This window comes from Cohnella silvisoli (assembly GCF_021190915.1).
GTDB lineage: Bacteria > Bacillota > Bacilli > Paenibacillales > Paenibacillaceae > Cohnella > Cohnella silvisoli.
In genome coordinates this window covers 48549-70431 of sequence record NZ_JAIOAP010000004.1, presented here as the reverse complement: position 1 = coordinate 70431, position 21883 = coordinate 48549, and the positions used below count along the sequence as shown (strand labels likewise).

Genomic DNA, 21883 nt, shown 5'->3' with positions numbered 1-21883 from the left:
GGCTATGAGCAGCCTGACGTATGGTCAGGCAACCCATAGCCGTTTATAGTACGGTTATGGCTTATTGATTTGAAACCCAGAAATCTCTAAATTTCACCGCATTTTTGTAGAGGAATTCTCCGTCGTAAGCCCATGTTTTTATCTCTTCCAAACCAGGCTGATCTTTACGAGCCAGATCTGAACGAGTCAGCCATGAACCGATAACATTGTAAGGATCAATGCCTTTTCCTTGGCCATCAGCCTCTCCGGTCATCCAGCGAATAAATAATTTGGCTGCGTTTGGATGAGGTGCTTTATTGATCACGTATACATAAGAAGGCTGCATGTTGGAAATTCTCGGTTTTACGTCATACGACGCTGCTGCAGACAATCCTTTACTTTCAATATTTCTTTGTTTACTGGATGCTGAAATACCGATAGGCGGTTCCTTCTGCCCGGGTTGTCCAACCGCATCTACAATCTCCTCCGTATCCGTCATATACACCGGGTCATTGGCTAATAGACGTTTGATGAATTCGTATCCGGCATTTTCTGTCCCGTTAAGTTCGATTTCTTTTCCAAACTTTTCCTTATATGCTTCAGCCATCTCGTCGGAATGCTCCACCATGGTGAGGAAATGATCCAAAGCGTCAGCAGACTGGTAGGGATCTTGGATCACAACCTTGCCTTTCCATTTCGGGTCGGTAAGATCCCAATAGTTAGTGATTGGAGATTTGTCATAGACTTCCGTATTGTAGTATAAGGCGCGTAGAGACACGTAAGGCACAATTCCAAGATTAGAGCTTTTGTACGGCTCTATCATGAGGCTTGTAATATCTTTAGGCAGATAGGGCACTAAATAACCCTTTGGCAGAACTTCACTGGAAACAGAGCCGCTTGAATCCTTAACAAAAACGACATCCCCATTGAAAATTCCAGCTTCCTGCTCGCGAATCACTTTTTCAACAATTTCCCCTGAGCTCATATCATAAGCCTCTACGATAATTCCGGGATATTTCTCCTCGAATGTCGCTTTAATGTCTTTGACCCTGCTGGATTCTGAATAAACAACCACTTTGCCTTCCTGTTTAGCCTTCTCATAAATCTCTGCAGCCGTTTCCTCTTTGTTCAGGCCAACTTGCTCGCCCCATGATGGCACTGCCGCCCCCCCTGAGTTGCTGCTTCCCGGATCAGAAGTTGCAGTTGCAGTAGTAGGAGCAGCAGTACCAGAGGCCGTGGCAGCACTTTCTTTAGTGTTAGTGCCACTCTTTGAACACGCTGCCATGACCAACACCAGTGTAACCAATAAAGCCGCAGTAAGCCTGCCCTTCTCTTTTGCTTTTCGCACTTGAATACCTCCCCTTATTTTCTTAAATATCTTTATTGAAGCTCCATTTTAGTAAATGGAGTAGCTTCCAATTGTTCAATCCATTCTGACCATACCGTTTTAAAACGATCTTGATTCTCGGCACAATATGCATAAAATTGACGAATAAAGTCTAGTCGGTTTACAGCAGAATTGTATTTATAAGGTTCATTGACGGGGTCCATCTCGTACATATTCCGCCCACCGATCAAAATATGTCTACCGAGAATATCATCGAAAGATACATCCTTTGCGTTTCGCATCATGTCGAACATCAGCATAAAGGTCGTTGTTCGACCAATTCCTAACCTGCAATGAAAATGAAGCAAAGGGTTTTCTGTAAGCGCATTCACAAATGCGATGAAAAGATCGACAACATCGTCATCAGGTCGATGGTGGTCTGTTACATAGAATCGAACATATTGGAAGCCCTGTGAGGTCACTAGCTCCTTCTCGGAGCTTACCTTTATCGGATTTAATTCGCCGTCCCAATCAACTGACTTCCCTTCCAATTGGTCAAACCGAACGGACGTGGCATTTGCCAGAAAATTCAGCTTCTCCTTCTGATCCTGTTCCACTTGTTCGCCGGTTAATCCCTGATTCGCTTCATTATGAATTCCAAACCAAGAAACGGCTTTCCCGTTAAAAAAGCCATGACTTTCTTGTCGTAAATCTATAATGATGCAATGAACTTTGCCGAACCTCTTTCTCATTTCGGCCAAACCGCCTTCTGTAAACTGTCCACTGCCTGAAATGTTTAATTCTGCAAACCCATTTAAGTTGATATTTTTAGGATTATCACGTATGGGCTGCATTGTCATTCGGAACCGCAGAGGAAGCTCATCCCTCTCATCAAACTCTATGATTTGAAAAGGTTTTGCCATCCTATTCCCTCCTTTTTCATACCGATTCCTAGTGCATCCTGTATGACACGGTTTACTCCTTTCTCCATTATTTGGGTTGATTGCACTTTCAGTATATCCATAGTAAAATTATTAAACAATTTGATTATATTTAGTAAACAATAATATAACCTTATAGTTACTAATCTCATTTGGGGAAGGGCCGAGGATATGAACGTCAACAAACTGCAAACCTTTATCACGCTATCGGAGTGCTTAAACTTTACCGAGGCTGCGGAACGGCTCTATTGCTCTCAACCGTCCGTAAGTATGCAAATTCAGAGTATGGAGGACGATTTAGGGGTTCCTCTCTTCGACCGGATCGGCAAAAAGCTTTATTTAACCAAACAAGGCGAGCATTTCAAGCCATACGCGGAGCAAATTATTAATTTGCTTCATTCGGCTAAAGATCATATTAGGCAACTGGAGGACTTATCCTACGGAACCTTATCGTTCGGAGCAAGCAATTTCGTTGGCGTCTATCTGCTCCCGAAGATACTAAGGGAATATTCTAAAAAATTTCCGGATATTAAGATAAACATGAATATTACAACCTCCCATCACCTCAATCACATGCTGGAATCCAACAAAGTAGAGTTTTTGGTTCTCTCCGATCGGGTCATGATTGATGAATCGCGATTTCAACGCACGACCTTTTATCAGGATGAGCTTGTCCTTATCGTCAATCCCTCACATCCGCTTGCGCATAAGAAGGAGTGTACGCTAGAGGATTTGGTCAATGAAACTTTAATTATTAAACCGGATAAATCGGCTACCCGAATTTTCTTGGAAGAAAAATTCAAAGAATACGGATTTAGCTCCCCCAAATATCTGGAGATCAGTAATCTGGAGGGTATCAAACAAGGCGTCATTCATGAGCTCGGCGTATCCATCGTTTCTAACTTCGCCATCCAACAGGAGATCAAAAACGGCATATTAGTTAAGGTCCCTATAAAAGGAGTAAATTTTCACAGGGGGATCTGTTATATTTATCATCGCAGCAAACATCTTTCCCCGGCGGCCAAACAATTCATTTCTTTATTGGATAATCATTATTCCTAAACAAAGAGAGCCCAAAGGAAATTTCCCATTCCCGTGGACTCTCTTGTTCATATCATTATTCTTAGTGCAGTGACATATTGATCGATCGTCGTCGTTTGAGGTATCTCGTTTTCAATTGTTTTATTGCTTTTATTTAAGCGAATCGCTCGAACGAGCGGATTCGGGACGTGCAGTACCGCGTATAACAAATGCCTATCTTCGTTGCTTAAAGGCCTTATACGATCGTAATACTCGATCCATCGCAACATATCTTCTCCGTTCCAGGCATGATTACGATGTAAAATATGAGCAAGGTCCGTCATTCTTGCTTGCAGCGATGCGTTCTCAAAATCAATAAGATGGATAGCATCCTTCCGATCGAGAACAAGATTGGGATAATTATAGTCTCCATGCGCGAATGCGCGTACGGACTTTTCGTGATCGATCGCCTCTAGGCTCTTCGGTTGGTTGATATAGGAAGTTGCAATATCGAAGAGGGAAAGGAATGCGCTTATATCCCCAATTCCCTTATGATCGCTTATCGTTGCACGATAATGTTCAATCATGTTTGGCAAAAAAACGACTCGATCTCTTCCCGCGGGTATCTCATCCAGCGCGATGCCTTCCGCATGTTGATGGAATTCAGCCAACGTTCGAATTGCTTTCTTCCACTCCGACCGCTCCTTGAAGTTGGGCGACCTTCCCCGTACCCAGTTGGTGATCATATACGGTTTTCCTTTTCTTATCGCCCATTGAGCTTGGCTCTTAGTCTGGATTATTCGCGGCCCGTAATGAAATCCGGCTTCGGCAAGATGCATCATCACTCGTGCGATAAAATGCATCTCCGGCTCAGGGATATCGTAGCTTTTACTGCAAAGCAAACGCCCCTTCACTGTCAACACCCGATACACGTCGCGGATTCTCGTCGTTTTTCTTATCGTCACGGGAAAGGTTTCCTCGATGTCACGGGTTATCGACAATGCCAATCCCCTCCTCGGCTGGAGCAAAATGAGGAACAAGATGAAGCCGTGCCAGCGCCTCACCGAGTCTCTCATAATCCTGCTCGTTTTCGTCCAATTTAGTCCCTTGAATCTACTCCGATACATAATAAAGCCGCCCGTTACTTCTTACCCAATGTTTGCCTTTGCTCGTTTTAAGCCATCGGGGCATGTTTGTGAAAACATGATTATTAAACCAAACCATTCTGGCATACACGCGATCAAGGCGCGTTTTCGGACCCTAAAAAGGTTTCAAGAAGAACTTTCCTTTATCCGTAAGCACTTGCACGATCGAACTAAACCTTCGCCCCAGCTTTGATTGGTAGATGATTTAATTCCCTCCTCGCTCATCATCGAATGCAGCTCAGACATAATAAATTAGTCTATGTAACATCGGCGCAAAGGGGAGGAACGAACGGAAAAATGGGTGAGCGGAATAGGGATACCCCAAATTAATCCCTGATGTTAATATAGGATAAGCATATCCGCCGGACTAATTCCTCAGGGGGTACTCGATGTTTTCCTTTGTTCGTATCGTTGTCTCTTCTTTCTTGCGATATAGACTCCCGACCGCGTTGCTGCTAGCGGCCATCGTTGTTGAACTCGCTTACGAAACCTTCATGCCGCTTAGCTTCAAATTTATAATCGACTTTGCCATCGTTCCCAGGGAATATACTCTGCTTGTCATTATTTTGTGCCTAATGGTTTCCGGGGCTCTCGCTTCAGTCGTCATTGGAATACTGCGCGACCGCATGTTCACGAAGCTGGGTTCTCGCATCGTTACCGATTACTATAAACAACTGTTCGAGAAGCTCCAAAGCCTGCCAACGGAATTTTACCACCGTACCAATGGAGGGGACATTGTTTCGCGATTCAATAACGACCTGATTTCCATCGATACTTTCATTATGCTGATCCCCTATGCGCTTCTGTCATTGTTCGGGCTAATCTTTAACGTCGCTGTGCTGTTCATTCTGCAATGGCAGCTTGCCCTCATTGCCGTAATCGGCCTGCCGCTCTGTCTGGTCGGGCCGAAGTTATTCGGCCCGAAAGCTTACGACGCTAGTTATAAGCTGAAAGAAGAACAAGCAAACATTGCTACAGCCGTTCAGGAAAATGTCAGCGCCCAACCCGTTATTAAAGCATTCGGCTTGCAGTCGTTGTTCATTAAGCGTTTCGATGATCATATGACCCATTATCGAAATCTATCCAGCCGTTCCAGCTTTTCTAACTTCCTTATAGATCGTACGACGAATATGGGTACGATGATTCTGAACCTCACGACGATCTGCGTGGGGTCGTTGCTTGCTTACCATGGAATTCTATCTATCGGCTCGCTTCTTGCGTTCAGCTCTATTCTGATTAGCTTGAGCTATTTAGTGGCAGCCATCACATGGCTTGCTCCGCAGTTTATTCAAGCCACGTCCGGAATGCAGCGCGTCCGCGAGCTCCTTGAAGAACAGCCATCCATATACGACAGCGAAACAGCCCGCGACCTCCCACACTTCGAACGCGGAATTGAATTCCGTGAAGTCAAATTTGGTTATACCCCAGAGCAATTAAGCCTTAACGGGATTAGCCTTACGATTCCGAAAGGTACCTATGCCGCCTTCGTCGGAGCCAGCGGTTCCGGTAAAAGCACTATTATTAATTTATTGATGCGGTTTTATGATCCGCAGCAAGGAGCCGTTCTTTATGACGGAACCGATATCCGCCAAATCGCGCTGCAATCCCTTCGCTCGCAAATCGGCATTGTCTTTCAGGAAAGCTTTCTGTTCCGATCCTCCATTCGGGAAAATATTCGCCTAGGCAAGCCTGAGGCCAGCGACGAAGAAGTCGTTCAAGCCGCGCGTTCGGCGGAAATACACGATTTCATTATGAGTCTTCCGGATGGATACGACACGGATGTCGGGGAACGAGGAGGACGTCTGTCCGGCGGGCAGAGACAGCGCGTTGCGATCGCCCGTGCGATCATTCGAGAGCCGGCTATACTCATATTAGACGAAGCGACCTCCGCACTGGATCCGGCCACGGAAGTAGCAATCAACGCAACGTTGCAACGATTAACCGCACGCAGAACCGTCATTTCCGTAACCCACCGTCTCGCTTCGGCCGAGCATGCGGATTGCATTTATGTGCTCAATCAAGGGGAAGTTGCGGAACAAGGCTCTCACCAACAATTGCTGAAGCTGCCGGCAGGTCGGTATAAGCAATCTTGGCAGAAGCAAACCGGATTTGAGATCAGCGAAGACGGTTATCATGTGGAAGTTAGCGCGGAACGACTTAAATTGTTTCCTATTTTCGCGGATATGGATGATTCTTTTTTACAGGGAATTTCTCATTTCTTTGCGACCGAATCCTATGCCAAAGACCGGACGATCATTCACGAAGGGGATCCGGGCGACAAATTTTACGTCATTGTTCGAGGTAAGGTCGAGGTATTGAAAAAGGATGAGTTAGGAGGAAATGCGCGGGTTGCGGTTCTGTCCGATGGCGATTTTTTCGGGGAAGTGGCTTTGTTGCGCAACGTTCCCCGTACGGCTTCCATTCAGACTTTGACGCCTGTTGTATTCATTACGCTGCAGCGTGAATTTTTCCAAGATCTACTTAAGCATGCCCCTCATTTGGCGGAATTCATGGAGAGTCGGTCGAAGTAAATGGCGCGAATAGAATCCACGAGTTTATGCTGTTTGGCTGCGATTTCCATTTTATCTTTGAACTCCGGTCGAATCAGATGCGCGAGCGGCTGCTCAACCTTATCATATTGCTTGAAAGCATCAATCGCCTGAGCATCCCATACCTCCGCGTATTGAAGTAAATCGCCGGGCATGACCTTGCTTCGATCGGTACCTTCCTCCGGTAAACAATCAAACGGTTCATCCACGTTGAGCGAACCGTAGTCGTCGGTTAGCTGCTCCCCGGGATAAATATCGCGGACGGCGATTTCAACTTCATACGCCGTGCCGATGCAATTGGCATGGAAGCTGTGGTTCACGTAGCGCCCGTTGTCCCAGCAAAGGATGAACTTTCCGTTCTGGTTGCGGTAAGAGTATTTCAAAACCAATTTCTTGCGATCTTCATCCAAGGCGTCTACAACCTCAGGCTCCAGAATCTGATCCAGATCATCGAGCGCCCACGTTAATGTCCCTTTAGGAATAAACTGGGTAGCAAATACTCCGAAGCCAATCTTCTCGTCAATGTAACGAAGCTCCGTATGCGGATGCATCATTGTAGTAATCTCCTTGTCGGAAAAAGGTTATATATGTATTTATATACACTATTATTGATGAATTTGTCGACTAAAAAAAGGACACCCGATTGGATGCCCCATGAACTCTTATTGTACCTTGCTTAATCTAACGCCTCGTCAGCTGCCGCATAAGCCGGATCAGTTGCTCTCTGTCGTCGCCAATGCTGGCGAAAAAGGTTCGATCGGCAGTTTCGACGGCTTGAACGGCGCGGAAAGCGAGTTCGCTTCCGGACGGAGTCATCGTAATGATGTTCGCTCTAGTGTCGGTTGGATGGGGACTGCGTTTCAAGAACCCTTTTTTCTCCAACGTTCTCAGCACTTGGGACGTGACGTTCACGTCCACTTGCGCATGCTGGGCTAGTTGGACCTGAGTCACGCCGGCACTGTCGTTTTTGTCATTCAACCATTGGCACGAGAAGAGCAGCACGAACTGAGGGTGCGTCAATTCGAACGGTTCCAGAGCGCGCCGTATGTCCTTTTGCCATATATTCGTTACCTGCCACAGCAGAAATCCGGGGCTTTCTTTCGATTCACTGTATTCTGAACTCATTTTGCTCCTCCAGCATGGCACCCGCAATCGTCAGAGAATCTTTCCGCCCGATCTCAAAATGACCCGAACGGAACCGATATCCCCAATTCCGATTGCCTCGCGTGAAGCTTAGGTGCTCCAGCAAGTTGCCGATCTTCGTTTCCTTACACCGAGTATAGCGAATATTGCGGCGGAAAGGTACAAAGGAATCCGACATCCGATATTCGTAGACCCTGTCATCCTCTACTTGTCCGATAGCGGTGAATGCTTGCAGCGGCTCCCCTAGCGTGAAGTCGGTGCGAGGTGAGTAGTAGACGAGCCAGTCGCCGGGACTCATCCGCCGCAACGGAACCGACTTGCCGTGGCAGAGCTGGGCGAAACCGCCCTGTACTCCTAGCTTCACATGGGATGCGGACACGACGCCTACCCAGTATCGCGTTTGTTCGCTTAACCGTTCAGCCTGCATATTGACGCTCCTTTTCCAGCGCCAATGCGACAAGCCCTTCTATAGTATGCGGAATGCCTTGGGCCATACCGGCCCCAATCTGATGTGCATTAGGACCGGTGATCGTCACATGATGCGTAACGCTCGTTCCTTCGGCTGCTTGTTGCAGGCGATGTACGAAGCGAATTCGAATGCCCGCGTCCGGAATATCCGTAACGTCCGAAAATCCACGCAAAGGTTCGACCTCGGTGAGCTCGAAAGCCAGACGCTCTTGTCCTTCCGGCTGCAGAATCCCCCGGGTACCCGCGGCGAACGCCCCATCTAACGAAGCATACTCAATGCCTTTGTCCCATTCCACCCAAGAGGTAATATCGCTGTACAGCTTCCAAATCGTCTCCGCTTTTGCCGTTGTCGTTACCGTATGCTCAAATTCCCACATGTTTTTCCCACCTCATTTTCAATATTTATACATATTATATATATACATATTATATGTGTCAATATTAAATGCGGTGCACTCGCCCTGCTCCATGTCAAAAAAGCCAACCATGCGGTCGGCTTTCCTAGCTCCCTCTTCACCTAAAATTCTCACCGATATAAGCCATTAAGCTTTCCAAGGGGTTTCCGATATTAATTTTTGTTTCTTTCTGAATATCCCTAGCTGCTTCCACCATCGATAATTGCGCTACGGATATAGCATTATTATTATGCGTTGCCAGCAAATTGCGTATATATCCAGACAATACAATGAGGTACTGTTCTTTCTTTCCCTGCATGATTAGTTCGAAAGTATGCTCAATTACTCGCGCTTCCACTTCCGGGTGTTTATCATTAGCATGCGCATACTCATTCAGCCGCTTCATTGTGCCTTCTACCGTGGCGGGATTAGAAAACAGTAATATCTGCGGTTGCTCTATGTTGCATATGTAGCTGAAAAAGGGTTCATCGATCTTAATAATCGGGACCGTTACTGCAAGCTGGTCCTCATGAAGTACGGCAATGTAATTCGTGCACGTGATCAGGATAACGTCAACTTGGGCTTGCACGATCCAATCGATCTGCTCAATAACCTTTTTCTGAGCATCCATTAAGCTAAACGTATCGTCCGACGATACTCTGTAAACCAAAGCAGGATCGACAAAATGAAGCAATTCGACTTCGCACGCAGAGAACGCCTGTTCAATATACTCAATGTTAGAATAATGGGCATGCAAGCAACCAATCCGTTTTTTCAACGCGCACTCCTACCTTCGGATAATATTCCATTAGACTGCCCTTATTTCAAGCAACTCATATTTAACGATCCCCATCGGGGCATTGACGCTAATTATGCTGCCTACCGTTTTACCGACGAGTTCCTTGCCAAGAGGGCTCTCATAGGAAATTTTATTTTCCAGAACGTCTGCTTCCGCGGGACCGACAATCCGATATTCGATTTTCTCGGCAAATTCTATGTCATTTAGAATGACCATTGCACCCACCCGGACCGTTGTCAGGTCTAAGTCATCCGAATCGACGACGCGCGCCTTGTTCAACATTTTCTCCAGGACGATGATTCTCGTTTCCATGAACGATTGGTCGTTCTTGGCCGAATGATACTCGCTGTTTTCCTTGAGATCGCCGTAACTGATCGCTAATTTAATACGGGCGGCCAATTCTTTGCGTTTAACGTATTTAAGATCGTCTAGTTCGGCCTGCAGTTTAGCTAAACCCTCTTTGGTTAATATCACTTCATCGTTAGACATATTTACAGCTCCCATTTGCTTTCATTACTCAATTCTAACCTATATCCGCCGAACATGCGAAAAGGGCACCCCAAGGGCACCCTGAACATGGTAAAGGTTAGGCACTATATCGATTTCCAAGCTTGGTCCATGTCAGCGATGAGGTCCTTCGGACTTTCCATTCCAACATATAACCTCACGACGGAAGAGGGTTGTTCCCCCGCTTCTTCGTTTCCAACACGATTGACCGTTACCAGACTTTCGAATCCGCCCCAGCTAACGCCGATCTTGAAATACTTCAGTCTGTTTGCCCATTCTTTTAATTTCGCGATCGGTTCCGTCGAGATAAAAGAAAACAGGCTGCTGAAGCCCGACATCTGACTTAAACCCAACTCATACTGAGGATGGGAGGGCAGTCCGGGATGGTTGACGCGATTTACGAAGCTCTGTTTTCCGATATACTCCGCCACCTGCAATCCGCTTTCTTCATGCCTTTGCATGCGAAGAGGGAGCGTCCGCAATCCCTTGGATACAATCGCTGCCGTCTGCGGGGTCATAATGCCGCCAAGCAGCATATATTCCATATACCCGATCCGATCGATCAATTCCTTCGAGCCTAGAACTACTCCGCCAATGCAGTCGCTGTGCCCGCCGATATATTTTGTGATCGAATGGACCACCAAATCAATGCCAAGAGTAAGTGGGTTCTGAAAACACGGAGTCGCCCAAGTATTGTCGATAATGGTTTTGACACCCAAGCTTCTAGCGAGTTCGGCGCACAACCGAAGATTCTGCAATTCAAAGAAAGACGTTGTCGGACTTTCCAGATAGAACAGCTTCGTGTTCGGACGTGCCGCACCGCGCCATTGCTCGATTGAGCTCCCGTCGATGAACGTCGTTTCCACGCCGAAACGGCTCAAGTAGGAGCTAAGAAACTCCCGCGTCGGGCCGTAAGCTTGATGAACGCATACGATATGATCTCCTTGTCCGACAACGGACAATATTGCCGAACTGATCGCGGCCATTCCCGAGGCAAAACATTTAGCCGATTCCGCCTCTTCCATGTCCGCAAGTTTCTGTTCCAAATATTGAACGGTAGGATTGTTGCCCCGCGAATAAACGTGATGATTTAGCAGTTCTTTCATCGCATCGTCGAATTGATCGTGACGATCGAACGCGAACAAGCTATTCTGATAAATCGGCACATGAATGGCTCCGTGATGTCTGGCATCTCTCGGATCATAAGCCGCCTTAGTAAATTGTTCTTCTCGATTGCTCATCCTTTTTCTGCTCCTTGCGTTAATCCTTCTACGATGAATCTTTGGGCGAAAGCAAATAAAAGAATGGTCGGTATGATCGATAACACCGCTCCAGCCGACATTGCACCCCAATCGACGTCGAATTTAAGAATAAATGAGTTCATTGCCACCGGCAGCGTCTTCAGCGCATCGTTATCGATGAACATAACGGCTAGGAACAATTCGTTCCAGTTCTGCACGAAGGCGAAGATGAAGGTCGAAGCGATCCCCGGCAGCATGACGGGAATGATGATTCGCACCAATGCCGACCACCGAGAGCAACCGTCGATCATCGCCGCTTCCTCCAGGCTGGCGGGAATCCGTTGGAAAAATCCGCGCAGCATGATGGTGGAGAAAGGGATGAGTATAACGGTATACATAAGCACCAAAGAGAAACGGTTGTTAATCAAGTTCATGCTGCTCATCATCAAGTACAACGGCGCAAGCGCAACGAAACCGGGCAGCATCTGGGTAGCGAAGAACGCGAGCATGATCTGCCTGTGCCCCCGGAACTTGAAGCGTGCCAGCACGTAAGCGCTCAGGATCGCGATAACGAGTACGACGACGGCGGATGTAATGGCTACCAGCAAGCTGTTGCCGATGTAAATGTGGAACTTCGATATTTTGAAAATGTGCACGTAATTGTCCAGCGTAAAGCGCTCGGGCCAATATTTAAGCGGAAATGAGAAAATATCCTTTTGCGGCTTAAGCGACGTGATTACGATCCAATAAAGCGGAAAAACCATAATCAGCAGATAGACCGCCAGATAGACGAACTTGGACAGGCCCAGAATTCGCTGCTTCATTAGAAATCCCCCGCTTTCTCTGCCTTCGTGACCGATAGGAAGAAGATCGTGTAGAACAGCAAAATAATGATCATGATGATCCCGATTGCCGAGGCGGCTCCGTAATCTCCACCGTAAATGATTTTGTCCAGCATCAATGAAGATAAAATATGCGTGCTGCCCGCAGGACCGCCGTTCGTTAATCCGTAGATGATCGTGGGATCATTGAATATCCAAATCGCCCTTAACAGCGTAGTGGCGATGATCGTTGGCATAATATAGGGTAGAGTTACGTTCCACAGTTTGCGAAATGAGCTTGCCCCGTCCATGACCGCAGCTTCGTACAACTCGGAAGGGACGGATTGCAAAGCAGCCAGAAGCATGATGGCGAAAAATGCGACGCCATACCAAACGTTAGCGATAATGACGGAGATCATAGCCCATTTCGGATCCGATAGAAATCCGATGCGCTCATGAATGAGGCCTAGGTGGAGCAAGATATCGTTGATGACGCCGATCTGGGAGTTGAACATCCATTTCCAGATCATCCCGATGAGGAAACCGGACAAAGCCCAAGAATAGAACACGAATCCTTGATAAACTCCGCGTCCTCTGAACTGTTTCTTTAATAGCAGCGCAAGCGTTAAACCAAATAAGAACTGAAGAATAAGCGAGAAGAACACCCAGTATCCGCTATTCTGCAAAGCCATAATGAATTTGGGATCGTTAAAAGCAGCCTTAAAGTTGTCGAGCCCGACAAAATGAACGCTGCGCAAATCGAAAAGCTTATACTCCTGAAAAGCCATCACTATCCCTTTGACAAACGGATAATACGTGAACGCAAGCACTAACAGCAGGGCGGGAATTAACCCGGATAGAATAAAGACTCTTTGTTTTCTCATTTCCGCACCGCCTTGGATAATAAATGGTGATGGGCGGCAACCGCCACCCATCACGACTTATATTAACCGATTATTTTTTTAACTTTGTCTTCTGATCCGCCCAGTAAGCGTCCCACTTCTTGAGAGTATCGTCAACGTTGGATTTGTTCAACAGGAGCGATTGTCCGGACTCCATCGTGACTTGACCCCACTGACCCGTACCTGGGTATTGGAAAGGCGGTTTGTAGTTCACGTAGGTATCCGGTTTATCCGTCATGTCGATCAATGTTTTGTAAGGACCCGTCTTGAAGAATTCGTCTTCAGTTGCGCTCGTATGAATCGGAATTAAGCCGTAGTCTTTGGAGAATGCCGTATTCTCGGCTGGACTGGACAAGAACTCAACAAGCTTCCAAGCTTCTTCTTTGTGCTTGGATTTGGATGTGATTCCCCATCCTGCGCCGCCTGCAGCGAATAGAGCTTTGCCTGTCGGGCCCGTAACGAGAGGAGCGGTTGCCCAAGTTCCCTCGGCCATCTTCTCCTGCAACGATTGAATGACGTCCGGATCTTGCAGCAGAATACCGGTTACGCCGGAAGTAAATGCCTGCACTTGCTCTTGGAAACCCCAGTTGATGGAATCCGGAGGAGATGCATCCTTGTAAAGCTTCAGGTAAAGGTCCATAGCCGCTTTGGCTTCAGGCGTGGAGTAGATGGTTGCTCCGTCTTTCGTGAACATGGAATCGTCCAGATTCACTTTATCTCCGTTGAACGCCAGAATCATGGCATCCGTGGTACCGTTAGAACCCGCGCCGCCGCGGAACGAGAAGCCGAAACGGTTTTTAGCCGGATCTGTCAATTTCTTAGCTGTTTCGTAAAGCTCTTGCCATGTTGTCGGCGGATTCAAGCCCGCTTCCTTCAACCAGTCCGCCCGGTAGAACATTTGTCTTTCGTAAAGGCCGTTAGGCACGAAATACAGTTTGTCGCCTACCGTTCCGACGGATTTAGATACGGCGCTTACAGTAGCGAAGTCTTTCCACTTGTCGGCATATGCATTCAGCGGTTCGACATAGCCGTTATTGACGAACTCGGCAACGGTCAAATCCCTGACTTCAAGGACATCCAGCTGTTCGTCCGAGCCGAGCATCGTTCTGATTTTGTTGTCTGCTTGGTCGAAAGGAGGTGAGATGAACTCTACTTTAATGTTCGGATTAGCCGCTTCGAATTTGGTAACCATTGCTTGAATCAGTTCAGTTCTCTTAGGACTGGTCAAGCTCTCGATCATACGAAGCGTGACCTTGTCCCCACTGCCGCTATTACCGCTATTTTCGTTCTTGCCGCTGCATCCCGCCAACAGTCCAACCGTTACTACGGCACATAGCAACGAAACTAGCACTTTTTTGCGCTTTATCATCGACATTTATCCCCCTTTTATTACATGTATCATACAGTCATCCTGTCTGATAGGTTGATTATATTGAAAGCGCTTTTTCTTGTCAAGACAATAAACCACTTTTGTTAAAAGATCATAAATGCCCCTACGTTTACCATGGTGACATGCATGCATAGAAAAGGGCTGACCCAAAAGCGATTAATTTTGCTTCAGAGACAACCCTGTCAACCTAGTAAGTTTTGATCTTTTCCTCGATGCAGTCCATCATTTGATTGAACTCATCCAGGGCTTTTTCCGTATCGTGGACGGCAATCGCGTCGAACATCGTTCGATGATAAGGATAAGTCTCATCGAAGAGCTGCTTGTTACCAAGCGGTTCGTTAAAGAACTTCTCGTATAGACCGGAAAAAGAATCCATCACCGTCTCGAGAATCGGATTGTGAGTTGCCTTGATAATATAGCGATGGAATGCCAAATCGATCTTGGAAGTATCCTTATCGTTTTCCTTCAGAATTCGGTACTCTTCAAGACAATCTTCTAATTCCCTGATTTGGTCCGCCGTAATGTTCTTCGAAGCCAGCTCTACCGCTTTGCCTTCCAAGGCTCTTCGCACGTCGAGGGTATTCAGCAGAAAATTGCGCTCTTTCTCAATCTTGACTTTGCCGGTAAATCGGTACGTATTGACGTCTCGTACAAAAATACCTCTGCCGTTCTCCACCTGCACGATATCAACCGCTTCCAAGTAACGCAACGCTTCCCGCAAGGAAGAACGTCCGACTCCGAACATTAGCGTCATTTCATCAACGGAAGGCAGTTTATGTCCTTCCTTCAGGTCCTTCTCTTGAATATAATTTTGAATTTCTTGCGACACCAATTCGTGCACAAGAGTTTTTTGAATTTTTCTCATTGCCTGCCCGCCCCCCACCTTGCCACCTGTCTGATAGGTAGATTTTAAGCGACAGGCCAATGGTTGTCAATAAAGCCGCAGAAGGGGCTATCCCATAAGGTCGTGATAGACCTACGGGGAGAGCCCCTAATAGAAGACCTAATACGTAAATTTGCTTTGTAACAGCCAACAGCTTCTCATTCGAAGAACAATGTCTTGTCTTTAACGAAAAATACCCCCGTCGTCGTATTCTCGATTTCTTTCTGGAGCTCTTTAATGTTGAGAGATGTCTTTGGAAATGCCTTGCGCATAATCGATACTTCTCCCTCTCCTTTTGTTCTCAGAAAGGTATTTAACGCATTTCGGCGCTCATCAATCGAAGCCATGACTCTGCGGATTTGCTCATATTTGCTTTGAATCGCCTCATGCGCCGCTACTTCGTTCCCCGTTCTCTCTTCCACGATAATCTGATACGATTCAAGATCGCCCTGCAATCTACTCATGACGATTTCTAGTTTACGATAGTTATCGACGAGATCATCAAGCTCTTTCTTAACGGCATTGCGATCAAAGCCTTCGATGCTGATGCTTGTCGCGCGTTCCGCTTCATTACCGATGATAGCCGTAACCACTTGCGCTTTCGCATGGATCTCCCCGCCGATAATACGACCTCTATTAACATCCAGATAGATATTATTACCCGTCAGCTTGCAACCAATTGCATATAAACCGATATGTATGTCGCCGCCTGCTTGAATCGTGCATTCATTGGCGTGTTTCATGTAAACATTTTGCGCAGCTTGGATCAATGCCTTCTCTTTGCCGAATATGCCGCCTTTAATATAAATATCTCCCGTGCGTGAAACGATGCTATCTATCGCTCCAAGACCGATATCGCTAAGCACCGATATATCCTTAGTTGCATGAACGCTGAAGCCGTCGTTGATGGTGCCTTTAATCGTTACGCAGCCATCATAGTCGATATTACCCGTTTTACCTCCAACATCTCCTTCAATAACCAACACTTCTTCTACCGAGATGTTTCCATTCACTTTAGTAACAACGCCGTCGGTCTTAGCTCGGAGTATAACTTTATCGCCTTCATCGACTTCGACGATCGTGTTTTTATCATAGTGCAGCGGCTTATCCTTCCCTGGCTTAGCGGGAATCACTTCACCTGTAACGGTTAGGCCAGGCGTTCCTTCACCGGCCTTTATTTTTTCTCCGAGCCATTCATCCTTCTTCACTTCGTCCAAAAAATTCATTTCGTAGTAATCCGCGGTTCCATTCTGTTGGATAACGGGCTTACGCTCCGACAAAACATAGTAATTGATAACCGCATCTTCCCCATGAACCGGGTACTCCCCTTGGGCAATCAAAATCTCTTCCCGGGCTTTCAAGCCTGACTTAAGCACATCTTCCCGCAATCCATCGGTTATATGGTGTGCGTTAAGCGCCTCCATGATTTCTGCAGTGATTTCCGGCAAGCTTTCTTCAAGCTCTGCCGCGGTTACGTTCAACTTGACTTTAACTTGCAGTAAATCGTTGGATATCGTTAATTCGACGCGCGGCTTCAAAGTGCCGATTTCTACGACGTGTTTGGAGATGGATTGCAGTGCATTTTTCAGATTCGCGAATTGCGTCAGCGCGACTCGCGGGACCTCTTGCAGCACCTGGTCGAATTGCTTGATTTGAAAATCCGCTACGAAAACCTCGATATAAACCTTATCCTGCTGAGATAGAAGGTAGAAATAATCATTTTTGTAAAGAGACTGCATTCCCGATTCATCTCCAAAGTCTTTTACTTGAGGCGTTTACTGAATTCGGCTTCCTTACATTATTACGGCAATTTACTGTGCAAAAATTAGAACTTTTTTATTTTCCCGTTTGGCAAGATTAAAAAATAACAATAAGAAACCTCCCTAAATCGCGATGAGAAAGGGAGGTTTCTTATGTTTCTTATGTTTATTATGTTATTTCTTCAACATCGGCACGAATGCACGGCTATAAATCCAGTGACCGTAATCGTTGGGATGGTTGATGTTGTTGAGGAGCAGGCTTTCCGGCGTTTTGCCGGCGGCAAGCTCTTGGCACCATAGCGTATGCGCATCAGCCACGCCGATTCCGTACTCCGCACCCAATTGGCGCAGCTTTTCCGCGTAGCGGTGAGTGTCGCCGCTCGTATACCGCCAGTGCGGATTCGGCTCGCAAGGCGTGACCAGCACGATGTCGCTATCGCCGTCCCTGCGGATCGCATCGATGATATGCCGATGGTTCTTATCGTAATCCTCCAACGGCACGTAGTTACCATGTTCGTGCTTATTCTGGTCGTTCATCCCGTAACCGATCGATACGAGATCCGGCTTGAGCGGAACGACATCATCGTTCACCCGGCTCGCCCCGCCATCGCTCGCTTCTCCTCCGATCGACTTGTTTACGATGCGGATTCGACCTTCCGGATATAAACCTTGCAACATTTCAGCAAATCTCCCGAAATAGGCCAAACTTTCTGTGCTTGCTTCACCGCCCGTGCTAATACTGTCACCGTAGACGACGTAGAGCACTTCTTCTCCGGCTGCGAGCTTGCGGATTGTCCGCCCGAGCAACCCGGATCGCTCGACATCCTCGATCGTCAGACTCTCGTCAGCCAGGCCGCCTTCAGTCGCATAATCCGCGTATACCGTATATTCGCGATTGCTGTAATCCGGATAGAGCGTGTGGTCGAATTCGTTCACCCCGTACATAGGGTGAAGCGAACCATCGGGAATCCGGCTTCCCTTCGTCCGGCTTATCAACCCCTTGTCATAATCGACAACGAAGTCTATGCCTTCCTCGTAACTTATCAGACCCGGGTGCGAAGGATCAGAATCATTTCGCAACTCTATCGACTGTCCGGCGAGCGGCCGGTATCGAAGAGGCAACGCTTCTTCCTTCATGAACACGAATGATTCCGCTGTCTGCTGGCTAACCATCTGTAATGTCCACTCCCTTTTGATTCCCTCGTTATTTCATCCTTTTCCATTCCAACACGACGCCTAGAAAAAACTCAGACTTATCCATGATCAATCGCCAAGCTTCCTCTGCTTCTTCCGCCGGAAACTTATTCGTGATCAGCGGCGTCGTTTGAAGCCAACCCTCGTGTATACCTGTAAGTGTATTATTCATTCGTTCTTCCGTCCACCCCGAGGGACAATGCAAAGTAATTTCTTGCGCCCGCAATTCTTGAATGTCGACCATTCCCGCCGTACCTAGGAATCCGGCCGAAACGAGATGGCTGTTCAGCTTCATGGCCGGCTTCAACTGCCGGAAAGTATCCATGGCACCGACGGTATCGACGACGATTGCCAAGTCCGCCCGATCGCCCAGCCATTGTGCCAAAGGCTCTTTCTTAAGATTATAGGAGTGAATAGATGGCGGAAGCAATGCCAATCTCCGATCATGGCGGCCGAGTACCGTAACTTCCGCCCCCCGACGGGCGAGCGTCTGGGCAGCCCATTGCCCGACCATTCCGTCGCCGATGACAACCGCTTGATCTCCCGGCGCGACCGCCGGACGGATACCGCAATTGTATCCGACCTGCGTAAGAACCATGCCGCTATAAGCCAGCGGATCAACGCCCTCGGGAAGTTTCCACACCTGGCTCTTATGCGTAACGGACGGATTAACGTGGCCGCCGGAGTCGAACTTCATGCCGTTCACTTTGCTTATAGACGCGAATACCCGGTCTCCCGGCTTCAAGCCTTGCACTTGTTCTCCACAGCTTCGTACGATACCGACCTTCTGGTAACCGGCCACTTGAGGGAACGGCAGTTCGTCTCCCGGTCTTGTTACTTGTTCCCCCGAGACCCTCTCTCCGTATAGGAATGATGATTCCGTCCCATTGCTAATCCATGAATACTCCAGATCGATGACGACGTCCTCCGGACCCGGTTCCGGCGCCTCGACTTCCATGTAGCGAACTTGCCTCACTCCCGTAAATACGACGGCTTCTGCTCTCATGTTAACCTCCTGTAGGCGCGGCGACGAAGTCGGTCGCGGGATAAGAGTATACTTTAATCGCTTCTTGTTTTCTTAACAGCTCAACCGTTTCCCCGTACCGGTAAAAAGGAACATGGTGCGTCTGCAGGCATTCCGTGTTTAACCCCTTGTTCACGACGAGATCGAGCAGCAGTGCTTGATCTTGTTCGCCGAATTTCCGGTACCGGTACGATTCCAGCTTAGTTCCCCTGAACCAAAGATGCTCTCCGTAGCGAACTTCTCCCTTCAACACCCCGAAGATGACCAGATGCGAGTCGACTCGCTCGAGCAGCTGTTGCACGGAAGCCGAAGCGCCCACGCAATCGTAGCCTAGGTCGAACCGCTCGTCTCCCAACTCCTCCGTATTTTTCGCCAACCCGATTCCCAAGCCGTTCACGAGAGCGATCCGCTCGCGGTTAATATCCACTGCCGTTACGCTCGCCGCTCCAAGCAGCTTGGCCGCCTGCATGGCTAACATCCCTGCCGGCCCAAGGCCGGACACCAGCATCGATTTGCCGGTAATGTCGCCGAACTGAAGCAGCCCAATCAATACGCATTTCAACAGCTCGAACGATACCGCTTGTTTCCATTCAACCGCATCGGGCAGCTTAATGAGCTCATGCTCGCGGTAATTCAAGTACTCCGCGTAAGCCCCGTTTCCGCTCAGATGCTCCAGGGCAGCCACTCGGTCGCCCACTTTCAAAGAACGGACTCCGCGGCCTACCGCAACGACCGTTCCCGCAATCTCGTGGCCGGGAAATCCGGGGAGCAACGGATAGTCGGGTTGCTTGGTCGCATCGAACATATCCTTGCCCCCCATCATGCTGATATCCCAGCGCGGACAAGTGGATGTAATCTCGATGCGAACCGTCACTTGATCCTCGTGCGGTTCCGCCAACGGTAGGTCTATAATTTCGAATGAATCTTTTCCGATAATCTGCAATGCTTTCAACTTAATCAACATCCTTTACCCCAAAGTATTTTGACCTAACTGGTTTAAGTGTACAATGGGGATGAAGGATCGTCTTTGCACGGTATATCCCTATACCGGATCTATGTTTATTTTATTCAACAAGGAATATTGCGGGTATTTCGATAATGGCTTTGCACGATATTGACATTTTTTATTTCAGAGGAGGAAGTTGTGATGAAGATCCGTCTGTGCAGCGCTGGCTCGATCTCCAAGTCAGCTGATATTCCGGGCGGGGGGATGCATCCGTCCATCTATGAAATCCTTCATATTACCGGGGGCAAGGTGCGATTTCGATGGACGGACAACGTATGCGAAGCGGAGGCGCCGGCTGTATTCATCATGTCCGTATCCACGCCTCATGAACTGACAAGCTTGCACTCGGAAGCCAAGTTCCGTTTCGTGGAACTCGCCGACTGGGACCAATTCCCTTTCACGGACAAACAAGTGAACCAATGGAACTTCATGCAGTCGCGTAAGGACATCTATTCGAAGACGTTACTGGCATCCTCAATCGTTCAATCGTTAGATTTTGTCTATCACCTTCAGTCTACGGGAGCGGCGCATCAAGATCCGAACCTCGATGAGGTGTGCCTGCTTGAAATCCAGAAGACGTACAAGCTGATCGCGCACATTCTGGACAGTACCTCGAACGAGTTGCCTTCCAGCGTCTTGAAGACCAAACGGAAGCCCCATGAGGTGGCAGACATGCTGATCAATTACATGGATTGGCGCTATAAAGAAAACATAACCCTTGAAACGCTGGCCGAGTTGGCGCATTTGCACCCTTCCTATCTCGTCCGAATGTTCAAGAAACAGACGAAGACAACCCCTTTCGATTATCTCCGCGACCTTCGTCTTAAAGCAGCCGTCCGCTATTTGTCCGGAAGCGATATGCCGATCAGCGCCATCATAGAAGTAACCGGCTTCAACAGCGTCCATTATTTCACCCGGCTATTCAAGCAAGCTTACGGGCAAAGCCCGGCCGAATGGCGCAAGCAGTTGAGAAGACTCGATAAAGACAATTAAGTATTATGCTGGTTATGCGACATCGTCCGGTATTCCTGCGGGGTGAGATGATTATGTTTTTTGAAAAACCGAATGAAGGCCAACGCCGAGTCGGTCCCTCCGATGGCCGCGTTAGCAAACGTGAAGGCGACGTCCGGGAAACGGCTTTGCAAATAATTGCAAGTCAACGCCCGATAACCGGTACATTCGCCGTCGGACGCCCCTGCTCCCACCGTAACGGATCCCCCGATAAAGGCGACAGTTGTCGCTCGCCCGCCTTTCAACTTCTCGGCAGTCCGCTTCAGGCCGCCGCGGATGATGAATCCCGTAAGCGGGTTCGATTTGATAGTAGACATAAGCATGTTCCTTTTTTCTTTTTTAATCACTTGCAGTTGTTCGGCTTGGCGAATACTGCTT

General features: G+C 47.9%; 22 protein-coding genes. 3 read left to right on the top strand and 19 right to left on the bottom strand.

Going from position 1 to position 21883, the window contains the following annotated elements:
• Positions 1 to 61: 61 nt before the first annotated feature.
• A complete protein-coding gene (locus tag K7P76_RS09445; protein WP_232185046.1) occupies positions 62 to 1327 on the bottom strand; it encodes an ABC transporter substrate-binding protein in 1266 nt (421 codons plus the stop codon).
• A gap of 32 nt (positions 1328 to 1359) precedes the next feature.
• Positions 1360 to 2229, bottom strand: coding sequence for a phosphatase domain-containing putative toxin (locus K7P76_RS09440; RefSeq protein WP_232185045.1), 870 nt, complete (start codon positions 2227 to 2229; stop codon positions 1360 to 1362).
• Positions 2230 to 2418: 189 nt separating this feature from the next.
• On the opposite strand from K7P76_RS09440, the gene K7P76_RS09435 reads away from it, so the two are divergent.
• A complete protein-coding gene (locus tag K7P76_RS09435) occupies positions 2419 to 3309 on the top strand; it encodes a LysR family transcriptional regulator (RefSeq protein ID WP_232185044.1) in 891 nt (296 codons plus the stop codon).
• A gap of 47 nt (positions 3310 to 3356) precedes the next feature.
• On the opposite strand, the gene K7P76_RS09430 is transcribed toward K7P76_RS09435, so the two are convergent.
• Complete coding sequence (locus tag K7P76_RS09430; protein WP_232185043.1) at positions 3357 to 4268, bottom strand: phosphotransferase; 912 nt, start codon at positions 4266 to 4268, stop codon at positions 3357 to 3359.
• Between the two features lie 533 nt (positions 4269 to 4801).
• On the opposite strand from K7P76_RS09430, the gene K7P76_RS09425 reads away from it, so the two are divergent.
• On the top strand, positions 4802 to 6943 hold the full coding sequence (locus K7P76_RS09425) for an ABC transporter transmembrane domain-containing protein (protein ID WP_232185042.1): 2142 nt from the start codon (positions 4802 to 4804) through the stop codon (positions 6941 to 6943).
• Here the strand turns inward: K7P76_RS09425 and K7P76_RS09420 are convergent.
• The 15 genes from K7P76_RS09420 to K7P76_RS09350 all read right to left on the bottom strand — a co-directional run bounded on the left by K7P76_RS09420 (position 6907) and on the right by K7P76_RS09350 (position 20440).
• A complete protein-coding gene (locus K7P76_RS09420; RefSeq protein WP_232185041.1) occupies positions 6907 to 7515 on the bottom strand; it encodes an SET domain-containing protein in 609 nt (202 codons plus the stop codon). The genes K7P76_RS09425 and K7P76_RS09420 overlap by 37 nt on opposite strands.
• A 127-nt stretch (positions 7516 to 7642) precedes the next feature.
• Positions 7643 to 8086 (bottom strand): MarR family winged helix-turn-helix transcriptional regulator, encoded by a 444-nt coding sequence (locus tag K7P76_RS09415; protein WP_232185040.1) that lies wholly within the window; start codon positions 8084 to 8086, stop codon positions 7643 to 7645.
• Entirely contained in the window at positions 8067 to 8531 is a 465-nt protein-coding gene (locus K7P76_RS09410; protein ID WP_232185039.1) for an EVE domain-containing protein, read from the bottom strand. The genes K7P76_RS09415 and K7P76_RS09410 overlap by 20 nt, the downstream gene beginning before the upstream one ends.
• Positions 8521 to 8949, bottom strand: coding sequence for an SRPBCC family protein (locus K7P76_RS09405; protein ID WP_232185038.1), 429 nt, complete (start codon positions 8947 to 8949; stop codon positions 8521 to 8523). The genes K7P76_RS09410 and K7P76_RS09405 overlap by 11 nt, the downstream gene beginning before the upstream one ends.
• 136 nt (positions 8950 to 9085) lie before the next feature.
• Positions 9086 to 9745, bottom strand: coding sequence for a hypothetical protein (locus K7P76_RS09400; RefSeq protein WP_232185037.1), 660 nt, complete (start codon positions 9743 to 9745; stop codon positions 9086 to 9088).
• Positions 9746 to 9775: 30 nt separating this feature from the next.
• The gene (greA, locus tag K7P76_RS09395; RefSeq protein WP_232185036.1) at positions 9776 to 10255 is read right to left on the bottom strand and encodes a transcription elongation factor GreA; all 480 of its coding nucleotides are present in this window, start codon (positions 10253 to 10255) and stop codon (positions 9776 to 9778) included.
• Between the two features lie 104 nt (positions 10256 to 10359).
• Complete coding sequence (locus K7P76_RS09390) at positions 10360 to 11514, bottom strand: trans-sulfuration enzyme family protein (RefSeq protein ID WP_232185035.1); 1155 nt, start codon at positions 11512 to 11514, stop codon at positions 10360 to 10362.
• Positions 11511 to 12338, bottom strand: coding sequence for a carbohydrate ABC transporter permease (locus K7P76_RS09385; protein WP_232185034.1), 828 nt, complete (start codon positions 12336 to 12338; stop codon positions 11511 to 11513). The genes K7P76_RS09390 and K7P76_RS09385 overlap by 4 nt, the downstream gene beginning before the upstream one ends.
• Entirely contained in the window at positions 12338 to 13219 is an 882-nt protein-coding gene (locus K7P76_RS09380; protein ID WP_232185033.1) for a carbohydrate ABC transporter permease, read from the bottom strand. The genes K7P76_RS09385 and K7P76_RS09380 overlap by 1 nt, the downstream gene beginning before the upstream one ends.
• A gap of 70 nt (positions 13220 to 13289) precedes the next feature.
• Entirely contained in the window at positions 13290 to 14606 is a 1317-nt protein-coding gene (locus tag K7P76_RS09375) for an ABC transporter substrate-binding protein (protein ID WP_232185032.1), read from the bottom strand.
• A gap of 208 nt (positions 14607 to 14814) precedes the next feature.
• Positions 14815 to 15492, bottom strand: coding sequence for a FadR/GntR family transcriptional regulator (locus K7P76_RS09370; RefSeq protein ID WP_232185031.1), 678 nt, complete (start codon positions 15490 to 15492; stop codon positions 14815 to 14817).
• Positions 15493 to 15668: 176 nt separating this feature from the next.
• On the bottom strand, positions 15669 to 17249 hold the full coding sequence (locus tag K7P76_RS09365; RefSeq protein ID WP_232185030.1) for a flagellar assembly protein A: 1581 nt from the start codon (positions 17247 to 17249) through the stop codon (positions 15669 to 15671).
• Between the two features lie 195 nt (positions 17250 to 17444).
• On the bottom strand, positions 17445 to 18443 hold the full coding sequence (locus K7P76_RS09360; RefSeq protein ID WP_232185029.1) for an SGNH/GDSL hydrolase family protein: 999 nt from the start codon (positions 18441 to 18443) through the stop codon (positions 17445 to 17447).
• 31 nt (positions 18444 to 18474) lie between these two features.
• Positions 18475 to 19470 carry an alcohol dehydrogenase catalytic domain-containing protein gene (locus K7P76_RS09355; RefSeq protein ID WP_232185028.1) on the bottom strand — a complete coding sequence of 332 codons (996 nt, stop codon included), beginning with the start codon at positions 19468 to 19470 and terminating at the stop codon, positions 18475 to 18477.
• Between the two features lies 1 nt (position 19471).
• Positions 19472 to 20440 carry a zinc-dependent alcohol dehydrogenase gene (locus tag K7P76_RS09350; RefSeq protein ID WP_232185027.1) on the bottom strand — a complete coding sequence of 323 codons (969 nt, stop codon included), beginning with the start codon at positions 20438 to 20440 and terminating at the stop codon, positions 19472 to 19474.
• A 195-nt stretch (positions 20441 to 20635) separates the two neighbouring features.
• On the opposite strand from K7P76_RS09350, the gene K7P76_RS09345 reads away from it, so the two are divergent.
• Entirely contained in the window at positions 20636 to 21487 is an 852-nt protein-coding gene (locus K7P76_RS09345) for a helix-turn-helix transcriptional regulator (protein ID WP_232185026.1), read from the top strand.
• Here K7P76_RS09345 and K7P76_RS09340 read toward each other — a convergent pair.
• Positions 21484 to 21822, bottom strand: a complete 339-nt coding sequence (locus K7P76_RS09340) for an SGNH/GDSL hydrolase family protein (protein ID WP_232185025.1) — start codon at positions 21820 to 21822, stop codon at positions 21484 to 21486. The two genes, K7P76_RS09345 and K7P76_RS09340, sit on opposite strands and share 4 nt — an antisense overlap.
• Positions 21823 to 21883 lie beyond the last annotated feature (61 nt).